The organism is Streptomyces sp. NPDC111656, from assembly GCF_055656965.1.
Genome location: NZ_JBVKCA010000029.1, coordinates 1 through 15,578 on the forward strand (window position 1 = coordinate 1; position 15,578 = coordinate 15,578).

Genomic DNA, 15,578 nt, shown 5'->3' on the forward strand with positions numbered 1-15,578 from the left:
TTGAACCAGTCGGGGTCGCGGTCCCTGGCCGGGGTGTCCTCGAAAGTGTCCGGGACGGGCTCGTTGACGATCATGTGGTGGGTGACCCTCCGATCTGCGGTGAGGACGGTCGCAGGACGGTGAGAATGTGCGCGGGGCTATGCCCTGGCTCAAGACGCACATAGTTGGCCCTGCCCCAGTTGTAGGTCTCGCCGGTGAGCTCGTCGCGCACCGGCACGGACTCGTGCCAGTCCAGGCCGAGTTGCGGCATGTCCAACGAGACCGTCGCCTCCTGGGTGTGGTGGGGGTCGAGGTTGACCACCATCACAACCGTGTTCGATCCGCTCCCGTCCGTGACCGACTTCGAGTAGGCGATCACCGCGTCCTTGTCCGTGTGGTGGAAGTGGAGGCCGCGCAACTGGCGCAATGCCGGACTGCGCCGGCGGACGGCGTTGAGCGCCCTCAGCAATGGCGCGATGCTACGACCCTCACGCTCCGCCGACTCCCAATCCCGCGGACGCAGTTGGTACTTCTCGGAGTTCAGGTACTCTTCGCTGCCCGCACGCAGCGGGGTGTTCTCACAGAGCTCGAATCCGCTGTAGACGCCCCAGGTCGGAGACAGCGTCGCGGCGAGCACCGCACGCAGTTCGAAGGCCGGCCGGCCGCCGTGCTGAAGGAACTCGTGCAGGATGTCCGGGGTGTTCACGAAGAAATTGGGCCGCATGTACGCGGCCGCCTCCCCCGACAGCTCACTGAGGTAGTCGGTGAGCTCCTCCTTCGTGTTGCGCCAGGTGAAATAGGTGTACGACTGCTGGAAGCCGACCGCACCCAGCGTGCGCATCATCGCGGGCCGGGTGAACGCCTCGGCCAGGAAGATCACGTCCGGGTCGGTGCGGTTGACGTCCGCGATGACTCGCTCCCAGAAGACGACCGGCTTGGTGTGCGGGTTGTCGACGCGGAAGATCCGCACGCCGTGGCTCATCCAGTGCCGCAGCACCCGCAGCGTCTCCTGGACCAGCCCCGGCATGTCCTGGTCGAAGGCGATCGGATAGATGTCCTGGTACTTCTTCGGCGGATTCTCCGCGTACGCGATCGACCCGTCGGCCCGGTGGTGGAACCACTCGGGATGCTTCTGCACCCACGGATGATCGGGCGAGCACTGGAGCGCGAAGTCGAGCGCGATCTCCAGCCCCTCCCGCTCCGCCCGCCTCACGAAGGCGTCGAAGTCGTCGATCGTGCCGAGGTCCGGATGAACGGCGTCGTGCCCGCCCTCCGGGGAGCCGATCGCCCACGGCACACCGACGTCGTAGGCCCCCGCCGAGAGCGTGTTGTCGGGCCCCTTGCGATAAGTGGTCCCGATCGGATGAATCGGCGGCAGATACACGACATCGAAGCCCATCCGCGCGATGGCGGGCAGTCGCTCGGCGGCGCTGCGGAACGTGCCGTGCACCGGCGGATCGAGATGTCCGCTCTCCGAACGCGGGAAGAACTCGTACCAGGAGCCGTACAGCGCCCGCTCGCGCTCCACCAGCAGGGGCAACGGCTCCGAGCTGCTGACCAGCTCACGCAGCGGATGACGGTCAAGGACCCTGTCCACTTCAGGGGTACGGGCGGCGGCGAGCCGGGCCGCCGAGGAACGGCCGGTGTCCCGCAGCGCGTCCGCCGCGGCGAGGACGACATCCCTTCTGCCCTTGCTCTTCGGCACTCCGGCGGCAGCGCGCTCGTACAACCGGGCGCCCTCCTCCAGGACCAGTTCCGTGTCGATGCCCGCCGGGATCTTGATCCCGGCGTGATGGCGCCAGGTGGAGACCGGATCGCTCCAGGCCTCCACGGTGTACGTCCAGTGGCCGGTCGTCCCGGCACGGACGGTGGCGCCCCAGCGGTCGGTGCCGGGGGCGAGTTCGCGCATCGGGGTCCAGGGGCCGGTGCGGCCCTCCGGATCGCGCAGGACGACGTTCGCGGCGACGGCGTCGTGGCCTTCGCGGAAGACGGTGGCCGTGACGTCGAAGACCTCGCCGACAACCGTCTTGGCGGGGCGGCGGCCTTGCAGGACGAGGGGCCGAACGTCGACGACGGGAATGCGTCCGACGCTCTCGCCGCCTTCGCCGCCCTGTTCGGAGGGTTGCTCCGGGGCACGGGGGACGGCGTCGACCTTGCGTATCGGGGGTGTGGCGGAGGTGGTCGTCGGGGGTGGCGACGTGTGGTGCGTGGCGGGCATGACCGCTCCTGTCCGCGTCAACGTGGGTGGGCGGATGACGGTGTGGGGAGGTGGGGCCTGCGGGGCGTACCGGGGGAGCCTTCCCACCCTATTCGGGTGAGCAATCCGGCAGGTTGCTAACTACTTACGCGTATGTCTACACACAAGACCGGCCTCGTCCGACGGGCGAGGCCGGTGCCTGCTGCGGCGGTTCCCTAGGAACGAGCGACTTGCAGAAGCCTGTTCGGCGAACCGAGCCCCGCGCCGCCGACCTTCCCGTACACCGCCCGCCCGACCAACGCTTTGCCCACCTGGGCCGGGGTTGCCTTCGGGTGACCGGCGAGATAGAGCGCCGCCGCGCCCGCGACATGCGGGCTCGCCATCGACGTACCGGAGAAGGTCGCCTTCCCGGTGTCGCTCGCGTACGACGCCGACGTGATCGCCACGCCGGGCGCGAACAGGTCCAGCGCCGCGCCGAAGTTGGAGAAGCTCGCCCGGGCGTCGGCCCGGTCACTCGCCCCGACCGTCAGCGCCTCCTTGACCCGGGCGGGGGAGTACAGCCCGGCGGCCAGTCCGTCGTTGCCCGCCGCGACCGAGTACGTCACCCCGGAGGCGATGGAGTTGTGTACGGCGGCGTCGAGCTGGGCGTTCGCGTGGCCGCCCAGGCTCAGATTGGCGACCGCGGGCTTGTGCGCGTGCCGGGTCACCCAGTCGATACCGGCGATGACCTGCGCGGTCGTGCCGGATCCGGCGTTGTCGAGCACCCGCACGGACACGACCTTGGCCTTCTTCGCCACACCGTAGGTCGTCCCCGCGATGGTCCCGGCGACATGCGTCCCGTGTCCGTTCCCGTCCCCCGCCGCCTTGTCGTTGCCCACGAAGTCCCAGCCGTAACCGGCCCGCCCCCCGAAGTCCTTGTGCGTGATCCGGATCCCCGTGTCGATGACGTACGCCGTCACGCCCGCGCCCGCCGACTCCGGCCACGTGTAGCCCTTGTCGAGCGGCAGAGCGGGCTGGTCGATCCGGTCCAGCCCCCAGGACGGCGGGTTCTTCTCGACGTGGTCGAGTGCCACCCGGGTGTCCTGGACGACGGAGGCCACACGGGAGTCCGCCGCGAGCCGCCGCGCCTGCTTCTCGCCCACCTGAACCGCGTACCCGTTGAGCGCCGTGCCGTACGTATGGCTGATTCGCGCTCCGTACTTCTCGGCGATGCCCTTACCCGCCGACGACGGAGCCCTCGTACCCCCCTTGAGCGTCACGATGTAACTACCGCTGACGGAACCGGGTTCGCCGGCGCCGAGTATCCGCCCCTCCGGGGCGGCGTGCGCGGGCAGGGTGATGGCCGAAAGCACCGCGGTCGTCGTGACCGCGGTGAGGCATCCTGCCCAGCGCAGACGCCGCTGTCTCGTCTGTGCCATGACGTGAGTTCCCCTCCTCAAGTCGGCGTACGCCGACCGGGACCGACCGGTGTGCGACCGGGGTCGCGCGTACGCCACTTGGCAGCCTCTCGTGTGGTGTGAAGCACCACAAGGCCGCCGATACGGGCGGAATCGGCCATACCCTCCGGGGGTGGGGCGGAATGGTTGCGTCGATTCCCGGTCGACGGTTCCTCTTGTCGACGCCCTCAGCCGAGTCCGTCGGCTGCGGGCCGGCGGGGGCCGTTCGCGCAGTTCCCCGCGCCCCTGGGGCGGGGCCGCGCCCCGATTCCCGCCCGGGTGATTCGTTCGGCTGACAGCCGGTGGGGGCTGGTCGCGCAGTTCCCCGCGCCCCTGAAGCGGGGGCTGCGCCCCGCATCCCTGCTCGCGCGTTTCGTTCGGCTGGCGGTCGGTGGGGGCTGGTCGCGCAGTTCCCCGCGCCCCTGGGGCGGGGCCGCGCCCCGCATTCCTCGCGTCCCCGAGGCGGGGAATGAGGCCCGCCCCGGGATCCCCATGCCCTGACCTCGTGTTCCACTCACCCGTGGTCGGCGGACTGCGGAAGGGGGCGTGGGGGTGGGTCGTAAGCCCGTCGCTTACGTTCGGATCGAGCAGCGGCTCGCTTGCCCGGCCCACGTCTGATCCGGCGGCGACGGGCTCGACACACCCCCACGCCCCCGACCCACCCACGCGCCCGACTCACCCACGACGCCGGAGTTCATCGATGCGCCGTGTCGTGGAAACACCCTCGCCGCTACCGTCGTCGATGACGTACATCCCGCCGCATACGTCTTTTGTGAAGGTGGAACTTGTGAAGGCAATCCGCAGATTCACCGTTCGCCCCGTACTGCCCGACGCCCTTCACCCGCTCAGTGACCTCGCCCGCAACCTGCGCTGGTCCTGGCACGCCGAGACCCGCGACCTCTTCCAGTCCGTCGACCCCGAACGCTGGACCGCCTGCGACGGCGACCCCGTACGCCTGCTCGGCAGCGTCCCTCCCCACCGCCTCGCGGAACTAGCCGAGGACCGCCGCTTCCTGCGCCGCCTCGCCGCCGTCGCCGACGACCTGCGCGACTACGTGACCGGCGAACGCTGGTATCAGACCCAGACCCAGATTCCCGACCTCCCCGCGGCCATCGCCTACTTCTCACCCGAGTTCGGCATCACCGCGGCCCTGCCGCAGTACTCCGGCGGCCTCGGCATCCTCGCCGGCGACCACCTCAAGGCCGCCAGCGACCTCGGCGTACCCCTCATCGGCGTAGGACTCCTCTACCGGCACGGCTACTTCCGCCAGTCCCTCTCCCGAGACGGCTGGCAGCAGGAGCACTATCCCGTCCTCGACCCCAACGAACTCCCTCTCGTACCCCTGCGCGAATCCGACGGCACCCCGGCCCAGGTCACCCTCGCCCTCCCCGGCGCCCGCGCCCTGCGCGCCCGCATCTGGCTGGCCCAGGTCGGTCGCGTCCCCCTTCTCATGCTCGACTCCGACGTCGAGGAGAACGACCTCGGCGAACGCGGGGTGACCGACCGGCTGTACGGCGGCGGCAGCGAGCACCGACTGCTTCAGGAGATGCTGCTCGGCATCGGCGGGGTGCGCGCCGTACGGACGTACTGCCGGCTGACCGGCCACGCCCAGCCCGAGGTGTTCCACACCAACGAGGGCCACGCGGGATTCCTCGGCCTGGAACGCATCGCCGAACTCGCCGAGGGGCAGGACGGGCACGACGGGTTGGACTTCGAGGCCGCTCTCGAATCCGTCCGCGCCGGTACCGTCTTCACCACCCACACCCCCGTCCCCGCCGGCATCGACCGCTTCGACCGCGAACTGGTCGCCCACCACTTCGGCCCGGACGCCGAACTCCCCCGTATCGACGTCGAGCGCATCCTCGGCCTCGGCATGGAGACCTACCCGGGCGGTGAGCCGAACCTCTTCAACATGGCCGTGATGGGGCTCAGGCTCGGCCAGCGGGCCAACGGGGTGTCGCTGCTCCACGGTCACGTCAGCCGCGAGATGTTCTCCGGGCTGTGGCCGGGTTTCGACCCGGACGAGGTCCCGATCACCTCGGTCACCAACGGCGTGCACGCACCGACCTGGGTGGCACCGGAGGTCTTCCGTCTCGGCGCCCGCCAGATCGGCGCCCAGCGCACCGAGGACGCGATGACGGTCGGCGGCTCGGACCGCTGGGACGCGGTGGCGGACATCGCCGACCAGGAGATCTGGGACCTGCGCCGGGTGCTGCGCGAGCAACTGGTCCTCGAGGTGAGGGAACGCCTGCAAGCCTCCTGGCGCCAGCGCGGCGCCGGAACGGCCGAACTCGGCTGGATCGACGGGGTGCTGGACCCTGACGTCCTCACGATCGGCTTCGCCCGCCGCGTCCCTTCCTACAAACGGCTGACCCTGATGCTGCGTGACCGCGACCGTCTGATGGACCTCCTCCTGCACGCCGAACGCCCGATCCAGATCGTGGTCGCGGGCAAGGCGCACCCCGCCGACGACGGCGGCAAGCGACTCGTGCAGGAACTGGTCCGGTTCGCGGACGACCCGCGTGTGCGCCACCGGATCGTCTTCCTCCCGGACTACGGGATGGCGATGGCGCAGAAGCTGTACCCGGGCTGCGACATCTGGCTGAACAACCCGCTCCGCCCGCTGGAGGCCTGCGGCACGTCCGGGATGAAGGCGGCGCTCAACGGCTGTCTGAACCTCTCCGTTCTGGACGGCTGGTGGGACGAGTGGTTCCAGCCGGACTTCGGCTGGGCGATCCCGACGGCGGACGGCACGGCGACGGACGACGACCGCCGCGACGACCTCGAGGCGGCGGCCCTCTACGAGCTGCTGGAACAGCGCGTGGCGCCCCGCTTCTACGAGCGGGGCCAGCACGGTCTGCCCGACCGGTGGATCGAGATGGTCCGCCAGACGCTGACCCATCTCGGCCCGAAGGTCCTGGCGGGTCGGATGGTGCGCGAGTACGTGGAGCGCCTGTACGCCCCCGCGGCCCGCGCCCACCGCGCCCTGGCCCCGGAGACGGCCCGCGAACTGGCCGCCTGGAAGTCCCGCGTCCGGGCGGCCTGGCCCCGGGTCACGGTGGACCATCTGGAGGCCTCCGCCGCCACCACGACCGCCGAACTGGGCACCACCCTCTCCCTGCGCGTGCGGGTGGCGCTGGCCGACCTCGTCCCGGACGACGTCGAGGTCCAGGCGGTCTCGGGCCGTGTCGACTCGCAGGACCGCATCGCGGACGCGAGCTGCGTTCCGCTGAAACCGGCGGGCGGTCCTGACCTGGAAGGGCGCTGGGTGTACGAGGGTCCGCTCTCCCTCGACCGCACCGGCCCGTTCGGCTACACGGTCCGTATTCTCCCCACGCACCGACTGCTCGCTTCCGGCGCCGAGCTGGGCCTGGTGACGATGCCTTCGGAGGAGGTGGGGGAGGAGGCCGGGGTCCTGATGCGCTGAGCGGGCCGAAAGTGGAAGGCGGGCAGCGGGCCTACGGTTCGAACCCCGCGCACAGCCTGCGCAGTACCGCCCCGCAGCGCCGCGCGTAGGCGTGCTGGAGCCCCCGGGTCGCCGGTCCGCCCGCACGGGTGTACCACTTGGCCGCACGGCTGAAGGCGGTCACGGTCAGCCAGACCGTGCCGTCGCCCGTGCGGTCGACCACGAAGGCCTCCTCGCCGCGCTCGGGGTGGCCGGGCAGGGTGCCGTAGGCCCAGCCGACCCGGCGGTACTCCTCGACCGTCCAGACCACACGGCAGGGGGCCTTGAGGGGGCCGAGTCCGACGGTGACGTCGACTCCGGGGGCCGCCTTGTCGGCGGTGGCGGTCATGCCCACGCCCATCGCGCGGTGCATCCCCCAGGTCATCACCGCTTCGGACGCGGCGCGGAAGACGGCCTCGCCCTCGCCGACGCGGGTGCGCAGATGCAGGGGGTGGAACCCCGGCGGGCAGCGGCCGTCGCGCGTCGCGCCCACGTCCTCGTATGTGAAGGGGTTGTCCGGGGAGACCATGGGGGACAGCGTAGGGCGGTACCCGGAGGTGCCTTCTCTCCGGGTACCGCCCAAGGCGCCTAAGCGGGTCTCGAGGACCCCGTGGGCACTAGCTCACGTTGACCGCGGTCCAGGCCGCGGCCACCGCCTTGTACTCGGTGCTGGTCGAGCCGTACAGGGCGGACGCCGCGGAGAGCGTCCCCGTGCGGGCCGACTTGTAGTTCGTCGTCGACGTGAAGTACGTCGTCAGCGCCTTGTACCAGATCTGCAGGGCCTTGTCCCGGCCGATGCCGGTGACGGCCGAGCCGTTGTACGTGGGCGAGTTGTAGCTGACGCCGTTGATGGTCTTGGCGCCGCTGCCCTCGCTCAGCAGGTAGAAGAAGTGGTTGGCGACACCCGACGAGTAGTGCACGTCGAGGTTGCCGACGCTGGAGGACCAGTAGTTGGCGGAGCCGCCGTCCTTGCTGGGCTGGTCCATGTAGCGCAGCGGGGTGCCGTCGCCGTTGATGTTGATCTTCTCGCCGATGAGGTAGTCACCCACGTCGGAGGAGTTCCCCGCGTAGAACTCGACGCCGGTGCCGAAGATGTCGGAGGTCGCCTCGTTCAGACCGCCGGACTCGCCCGAGTAGTTCAGACCGGCCGTGTTGGCGGTGACGCCGTGGCTCATCTCGTGGCCGGCCACGTCCAGCGAGGTCAGCGGGTGGGTGTTCCCGGAGCCGTCGCCGTACGTCATGCAGAAGCAGCTGTCGTCCCAGAACGCGTTGACGTACGCGTTGCCGTAGTGGACGCGGGAGTACGCGCCGACACCGTTGTTCTTGATGCCGCTGCGGCCGAAGGTGTTCTTGTAGAAGTCCCACGTCTCCTGCGCGCCGTACGCGGCGTCGGCGGCCGCGGTCTGGTCGGTGGTGGAGCTGGAGGCCGTGCCGGTGCCCCAGGTGTCGTCCGCGTCGGTGAACAGGGTGCCCGCGGAGGAGGAGGTGGTGTGCGACTTGTTGTACGTCTTGTGGCTGCCGCGGGTGCCGTCGGTCAGCTGGTACGTCGAGCCCGACAGGGTGGTGTTGAGGCTGACCGTGCCCGAGTAGAGGGTCTTGCCGGTGCCGGTCTCGATGCCCTGGTACTCGTAGAGCTTCTTGCCGGTGGCCGCGTCGGTGATGACGTGCAGCTCGTTCGGGGTGCCGTCGTCCTGGAGACCGCCGACGACCGTCTCGTAGGCGAGGGTGGGCTTGCCGGTGGCGGCCCAGATCACCTTGCGGGGGGCGCGGTCGGCCGTGGTCTTCTCCGAGCCGGCGGCCTTCGCGGCGGTGAGAGCCTGCTTCTCGGCCTTCGCGGTGGTGACCTGCGGCTTCAGCGAGGCGACCTTGATGGCCGTCTTCACCGCCTTGGTGACTCCCTCGGTCTTGCCGGCCTTGGACTCGTGGACGACCAGGTCACCGCCGAGGACCGGAAGGCCGTTGTACGTGCGCTCGTAGCGGGTGTGCACGGTGCCGTCCGCGTCCTTGAGGACGTCTCTGACGACGAGCTTCTCCTTGGTGCCGAGGCCTATCTGCTGGGCGGTCTCGGGCGCGGCCGCGTCGGCCTGCTGGATCAGGCTCGTGCGCGCGGTGGCGGAGAGCAGGACCGTGGCGCCGGGGAGCTTCGCCTTGGCGGCGGCCGAGTCGGTCTGGGCGGAGGCGCCGGTGGTCAGACCGGTGGCGAGCAGGGCTCCGGCAGCGACAGCGGTCGCGATGGCCAGAGTGGTGCGCTTGTGACGCGCGTAGAGGGGGGTCACGCAATCTCCTCTTGTGGGGGCGACCGGACGGCGTGGGGTGGCCGTACGGAAGGTGCGAAGTTGCGGTGCGGGTGAGCCGTGCGGTGGAAGAGTGACATCAAGGGCGCGTACATGTCAGGAGGGCGATGGAATCTTGGCCGAAAAGCGTCCGTTGAGTGAAGATCGCTGTTCGTTACGCGGATCTCGATCTTGGTCAAGCGGCAACAAAAGCAGGGTCATGGCACGGCAAAGAGGGCGCCGCCCCGGGGGTCGAACCCCCGGGGCGGCGCCCTCTCGGTGCTGTGTGTTCAGGCGTGGTCTACGGGAACGTCACCTTCCAGCTGTTGATGTAGCCGGTGTCCTGCGCGGCCTTGTCCTGGACCCTCAACTTCCAAGTGCCGTTGGCGACTTCGGAGGACGCGTTGACCGTGTAGGTCTCCTGGACGTTGTCCGCCGAGTCGGAGGAGCTGAAGGGCTTCAGGGGGTACGCCGTGCCGTCCGGGGCCAGCAGATCCACGACCAGGTCGCCGCGCCAGGTGTGCACGATGTTCACGTCGACCAGAAGGTTCGACGGGGCGTTGCCGGTACGGCCGGTGACCGCGATCGACGACGTCACGGCCGCCCCGTTGTCCGGAATCGATACGTCGCCGGTGTTCTCGAACGACGTACCGCCACCGCCACCGCCCGGGCGCGAGCCGACCTTCACGGCCGCCCAGGCGTTCTGCACCGCCGTGTACTCGGCGCTCGTCGTGCCGTACAGCTCGCCCGTCGCCGCGAGCGTGCCGGTGCGGGCCGCCGCGTAGTTGGTGGTCGAGGTGAACTTGGTGGTGAGCGCCCGGTACCAGATCTGCAGGGCCTTGTCCCGGCCGATGCCGGTGACCGGAAGGCCGTCGGCGGTCGGCGAGTTGTAGCTGACGCCGTTGATGACCTTGGCGCCGCTGCCCTCGCTCAGCAGGTAGAAGAAGTGGTTGGCGACACCGGACGAGTAGTGGACGTCGAGACCGCCCACGCTGGAGGACCAGTTGTCCGCCGAGCCGCCGTCCTTGCTGGGCTTGTCCATGTAGCGCAGCGGGGTGCCGTCGCCGTTGATGTCGATCTTCTCGCCGATGAGGTAGTCACCGGGGTCGGAGGCGTTGTTGGCGTAGAACTCGACGCCGGTGCCGAAGATGTCGGAGGTCGCCTCGTTCAGACCGCCGGACTCACCGGTGTAGTTGAGACCCGCGGTGTTGGAGGTGACGCCGTGGCTCATCTCGTGGCCCGCCACGTCGATGGCGGTCAGCGGGTCCGCGTTGCCGGCCCCGTCGCCGTACGTCATGCAGAAGCAGCCGTCGTCCCAGAACGCGTTGATGTACGCGTTGCCGTAGTGGACCCGGGAGTACGCACCCACGCCGTTGTTCTTGATGCCGCTGCGGCCGAAGGTGTTCTTGTAGAAGTCCCAGGTCTCGGCGGCGCCGTAGTGCGCGTCGGCGCCCGCGGTCGCGGCGTTCGACGTGGTGCCGTTGCCCCAGGTGTCGCTGGTCTGGGAGAACAGGGTGCCGGTGCCGGACGTACCGCGGTTGAGGTTGTACGTCTTGTGACCGCCGCGCGCGCCGTCGGTGAGCGTGTAGTTGGAGCCCGACTGCGTGGTCGTCAGCGTCACCTGGCCGCTGTACTGGGTGTTGCCGATACCGGTCTCGATGCCCTGGTACTCGTAGAGCTTCTTGCCGGTGGCCGCGTCGGTGATGACGTGCAGCTGGTTCGGGGTGCCGTCGTCCTGGAAGCCGCCGACGACCGTCTCGTACGCGAGGGTCGGCTTGCCGTCCGCCGCCCAGATCACCTTGCGGGGCGCCCGGTCGGCGTCGGTCTTCTTCGAACCGTCGGCCTTGGCGGCGGAGAGGGCCTGCTTCTCCGCCTTCGAGGCGGCGATGGCGGGCGTCAGCGAGGCGACCTCGAGGGTGGCCCGCGTCGCCTTGACGACCCGCTCGGTCTTCCCTGCCTTGGTGGTGTCGACCACCAGGTCGCCGCCGAGGACCGGGAGTCCCGCGTACGTGCGTTCGTAGCGGGTGTGGACCGTGCCGTCCGCGTCCTTGATGACGTCGCGGGCGACGAGCTTCTCCTTGGCCCCGAGGCCCAGGTCCTTGGCGGTGGCCGCCTTGGTGGCGTCCGCGTCGCGTATCAGTTCCGCGCGCTGCGAAGGCGTGAGCTGGACGGCGAGAGAACCACGGTTGATCTTGCCGAGGGAGGATTTCTGGGGGGCCGCGCTCGCGGCGCCCGACTGGACGGCCGCGGCCAGCAGGGCGGAGACGCCGACGAGGGCGACGGCCGCGACACGGCGCTGAGTGGTGTGGGAGGTGCGTCTGTGGGAGGAACTGCTGCTCAACACACTGACTCCTTCTGCGTGGCCACGGTTCGCGCGGCCAGTGGGGATCCGGTCGGGGTGGGTACCCGTCCGGGCAGAACAGGGCAGAACAGGGCAGAACAGGGTGGAACGCGGAACCAGTTGCCTGGGGTCCACGGCTGCGACACGGCGACGGTGCTGTGAGGTTGCTGTGAAGTTGCCGTGGGAAGAGTGGCAGGAGATTTCGCTTTCTGTCAGGACCGCGTCAGGAATTTGGCCGGAATTCGTCCGTTGTCCGGGTGTTCATGTTCGGCATGCGGACTGTTCGCCGGAGTGTGTCCAGTCGGTGGCGCGGCAAGGCGCGACCGCCCCGCCGCACCGCACCCAGAGCACCCGGACAAGCCCGCCCAAGGCCCGGCCCTGACCCCCGCTCAGGCCTCCGTCCTGGCCCCGCCCAGGGCTCGGCCCTAGTCCCCGTGCCAGGTCCGCCAAAGTGCCGCGTACGCCCCCTCGGCCGCCACCAGTTCGTCATGCGTGCCGAGTTCGGTGAGCAGGCCGTCCTCCATCACGGCGACCCGGTCCGCGTCGTGCGCGGTGTGCAGCCGGTGCGCGATGGCGATCACGGTGCGCCCCTCCAGTACGGCGGCGAGCGCACGCTCGGTGTGGCGCGCGGTCGTCGGATCGAGCAGGGCCGTCGCCTCGTCGAGGATGAGGGTGTGCGGGTCGGCCAGCACCACCCGGGCCAGGGCGAGCTGCTGGGCCCGCGACCCGTCCGTCCGGCGGCCGCCGGTGCCGAGCTCGGTGTCCAGGCCGTCCGGCAGCTCCCGGACCCAGCCGTCGGCGCCGACGGCGGCCAGTGCCGCCCACAACGCCGTGTCATCGGCGGCGGGTTCGGCGATCAGCAGGTTGTCGCGAACGGTGCCCAGGAACACATGGTGCTCCTGGGTGACGAGGACGACCTGCCGGCGCAACTGCTCGGGATCGAGGTCGGCGATCGGTACGCCCCCCACCGTCACCGACCCGGACCGCGGCGCGTCGATGCCCGCGAGCAGTCGGCTCAGCGTGGTCTTCCCGGCGCCGGAGGGCCCGACGACGGCCAGCCGTTCCCCGGGCCGCACGGTCAGGTCGACTCCGCGCAGCACCTCGCCCCCGCGGTCGTAGGAGTAGCGGACATCCGTCACGTCGATCCGGTCGTCGACCGGGGTGGGCGAGCCCGACGGTACGGCCCGTGGCGCGCGGGCCAGCCCCTCGACGCGGGCGAACGAGGCGCCGCTGCTCTGGAGCTGCTCGACCTGCATCAGGATCTGGTCGAGCGGCTCCCCGAGCTGGCGCAGATACAAGGTCGCGGCGACCACCGCACCCAGGCTCATCGCCCCCCTCGCGTGCAGGGCACCGCCCACCAGCAGGACGGCGACCACGGGAACGACGTACGACACCTCCACGGCCGGGAAGAACACGCTGCGCAGGAACAGGGTCCGCATCCGCCTGAGCCGGGACGTCTCCAGCGTTTGACGGCTCGCGGTGATCCGGCCGCGCTGCAGCCCGAACGCCTCCACCGTACGGGCACCGGAGGCGGTGGCCGCGAGGATCTCGGCGACGTCCGAGGTGGCGGTGCCCTCGGCGAGATACGCGGTGCGCGCACGGCGCAGATACCAGCGCAGGGCGAACCAGATGCCGACGAGCCCGAGCACCCCGCAGGCGCCGAGCAGCGGGGCGATGGCAAAGACCGCGCCGAGGATGAACAGCGCCTGGGCGCAGGAGATGAGCAGTTCGGGCCCGGCGTCGCGCAGGGTGTTGCCCACCACGGTGACATCGGCGGTGCCGCGCGCGGTCAGGTCACCGGTGCCGGCCCGCTCCACGACCGAGGCGGGCAGACTCAGCGCCCGCTCCACGAACTGCTCCCGCACCCGGGCCAGCGTCCGCTCCCCGAAGCGGTGCCCCACATACCGGGCCCACCGCGCCAGCAGCAGCTGCGCCAGCGAGCACACCAGGATGACCGACGCCAGCCGGTCCACGACGTCCACACCGTCCCCGGCCCGTACGTCGTCGATGATCCGCCCGAGCAGCCAGGGCCCGACCAGACCGGCCGCGGCGGCCAGCACGTTGAGGCCGAGCACGGCGGCGAAGGCCCGCCCGTCCGCCCGGATCAGCCGCAGTGCCGCCCGGCGCACCTCGGCGGGTTCGGCGACCGGCAGCTGCGCGCTCATCGCAGGACCTCTTCCGTGTCGCGGGCCACCAGTGCCCGGTATCCCGGCTCCCCGTCGAGGAGTTCGTGATGGCTGCCGCTCGCCGCGACCTTGCCGTCGACCAGGAAGTGCACGGTGTCCACCTGGTCGAGCATCAGCGGCGAGGTGCTGGTGACGACGGTCGCACGGCCCGAGCGTGCGGCCCGCAGCCGGGCCGCCACGGCCGCTTCGGTGTGCGCGTCGAGTGCCGAGGTGGGTTCGACGGCGAGCAGTACCTCGGGGTCGGCGAGCAGCGCCCGCACCAGGCGTACGCGCTGTCGCTGGCCGCCGGAGAGGCTGCGGCCCTGGGCGGCGACGTCCGAGTCGAGACCGTCGGGGAGACCGAGCACGATGTCGTCCGCCGCCGCCGCGCGCACCGCCCGGGCGATCGTCTCCTCGTCGTGCTCCCGGCGGCCGGAGACCAGCTCGCGCAGGGTGCCCGCGAACAGGTCGGCCTCGTTGTCCGCGACCAGGATCCGCTCGCGCACCTGCGCCAGGGTGATCTCGTCGAGCCGTACGCCACCCCACGTGACCGCCGACTCCGCGTACCGGCCGAGGCGGTCGACGACGGCCTCGGACTCCACGGGATCTGCTCCGACCAGCGCGGTGAGCCGCCCCGGCAGCACCCGTACCCCGGAGTCCGGATCGTGCAGCACCGCCGGGGAGGCGGGCGCGTCCCGGGCGTCGGGGTGGTCGGCGACGGGCTCCAGGGACAGGAACCGTACGACACGCCGGGCGGCGACGACGGCCCGGCTGAGCTGGTAGCCGCTCTCGATGAAGAAGTACACCGGCGCCACGAGGACCGCGGCATAGCCGTACACCGACACCAACTGGCCGATGGTGATCTCCCCCTGGGCCGCCAGCCGGGCCGCGAGCCAGGTCACGACGGCGAGGAAGAGGGTCGGCAGCCCCGTGCCCAGTGCCTGGATCCAGCTGGTCGCCGCCCCGACCCGGTACCCCTGCGCCCGCAGCTGCTGCGAGTCGCGGCGGAAGGTGTCCGCGAACAGCCCCTTGCCACCCAGGCCGTTGAGGACGCGCAGGCCGCCCGCGAGGTCGCCGATCCGCGCGGTCAGCACGCCCTGGCGCTCGCGGTACTCGGTCTCCGCGCCCTGCAGCCGACCCATCAGCGGGCCGACGAGCCCGGCGGTCAGCGGCACCCCGAGGAGTATCACCACCGAGAGCTGGAGCGAGACCGACATCAGCAGCGCGGCCACCACGCCGTAGGTGACGATCGCGGCGATGCCGGGACCGACGACGGTCAGCGACTGGCTGATCGTCTGGACGTCACCGACGCCGATCGTGACGACCTCCCCGGCGCCGACCTGGCGGCCCAGCGCGGCACCCAGCCGCGCCGACTGCCCCACCACGACCTTGACCGTGCGGAAGTTGGCGTCCATCCGGACCTTGGTCATGGTGCGGTGCCGCATGATGCCCAGCCAGGCGTTGAACACGCCGATGCCCAGCACGGCGGCCGTCCAGCCGAACAGCGCGCCCCGGTCGCCCGGCTCCAGGCCGTCGTCGATCGCACGGGACAGCAGATACGGCGGCAGCGCCAGGAGCGTCATCCACACCGTGGCGAGCAGCGCGCCGGCCGCGCTGCGCCCCGACTGCCGGGTGACCAGCCACCACAGATACCACCACCCGCCCCGACAGTCGGGCGTCCCCGGGTCCTCGTGAGCGTCGATCATCCAGCCCCCATGCCTTTCACTTGCCGTCCGCCGTAC

At 70.7% G+C, this 15,578-nt stretch carries 8 protein-coding genes; 1 reads left to right on the forward strand and 7 read right to left on the reverse strand.

The window, feature by feature from the left end; translation table 11 throughout:
• Nucleotides 1-70: 70 nt before the first annotated feature.
• Both ACZ7M3_RS46250 and ACZ7M3_RS46255 read right to left on the reverse strand, forming a co-directional pair.
• Nucleotides 71-2,197 carry an alpha-1,4-glucan--maltose-1-phosphate maltosyltransferase gene (locus ACZ7M3_RS46250; RefSeq protein WP_472071963.1) on the reverse strand — a complete coding sequence of 709 codons (2,127 nt, stop codon included), beginning with the start codon at nt 2,195-2,197 and terminating at the stop codon, nt 71-73.
• Nucleotides 2,198-2,391: 194 nt separating this feature from the next.
• Nucleotides 2,392-3,594 carry a S8 family peptidase gene (locus tag ACZ7M3_RS46255; protein WP_472071965.1) on the reverse strand — a complete coding sequence of 401 codons (1,203 nt, stop codon included), beginning with the start codon at nt 3,592-3,594 and terminating at the stop codon, nt 2,392-2,394.
• Between the two features lie 805 nt (nt 3,595-4,399).
• Here ACZ7M3_RS46255 and glgP point away from each other — a divergent pair.
• Nucleotides 4,400-7,039, forward strand: a complete 2,640-nt coding sequence (gene glgP / locus ACZ7M3_RS46260; protein WP_388535449.1) for an alpha-glucan family phosphorylase — start codon at nt 4,400-4,402, stop codon at nt 7,037-7,039.
• 31 nt (nt 7,040-7,070) lie between these two features.
• Here glgP and ACZ7M3_RS46265 read toward each other — a convergent pair whose 3' ends face one another.
• The 5 genes from ACZ7M3_RS46265 to ACZ7M3_RS46285 form a co-directional block, all read right to left on the reverse strand.
• Nucleotides 7,071-7,586 carry a DUF1990 family protein gene (locus ACZ7M3_RS46265; RefSeq protein ID WP_452980753.1) on the reverse strand — a complete coding sequence of 172 codons (516 nt, stop codon included), beginning with the start codon at nt 7,584-7,586 and terminating at the stop codon, nt 7,071-7,073.
• Nucleotides 7,587-7,674: 88 nt separating this feature from the next.
• Nucleotides 7,675-9,333, reverse strand: coding sequence for a M4 family metallopeptidase (locus ACZ7M3_RS46270; protein WP_472071967.1), 1,659 nt, complete (start codon nt 9,331-9,333; stop codon nt 7,675-7,677).
• Nucleotides 9,334-9,631: 298 nt separating this feature from the next.
• Nucleotides 9,632-11,671 carry a M4 family metallopeptidase gene (locus ACZ7M3_RS46275; protein WP_472071969.1) on the reverse strand — a complete coding sequence of 680 codons (2,040 nt, stop codon included), beginning with the start codon at nt 11,669-11,671 and terminating at the stop codon, nt 9,632-9,634.
• Between the two features lie 425 nt (nt 11,672-12,096).
• The gene (locus ACZ7M3_RS46280) at nt 12,097-13,836 is read right to left on the reverse strand and encodes an ABC transporter ATP-binding protein (RefSeq protein WP_472071971.1); all 1,740 of its coding nucleotides are present in this window, start codon (nt 13,834-13,836) and stop codon (nt 12,097-12,099) included.
• Nucleotides 13,833-15,542: an ABC transporter transmembrane domain-containing protein gene (locus ACZ7M3_RS46285; RefSeq protein WP_472071973.1), complete on the reverse strand. Its 1,710-nt coding sequence runs from the start codon at nt 15,540-15,542 to the stop codon at nt 13,833-13,835. The genes ACZ7M3_RS46280 and ACZ7M3_RS46285 overlap by 4 nt, the downstream gene beginning before the upstream one ends.
• Between the last annotated feature and the right edge of the window lie 36 nt (nt 15,543-15,578).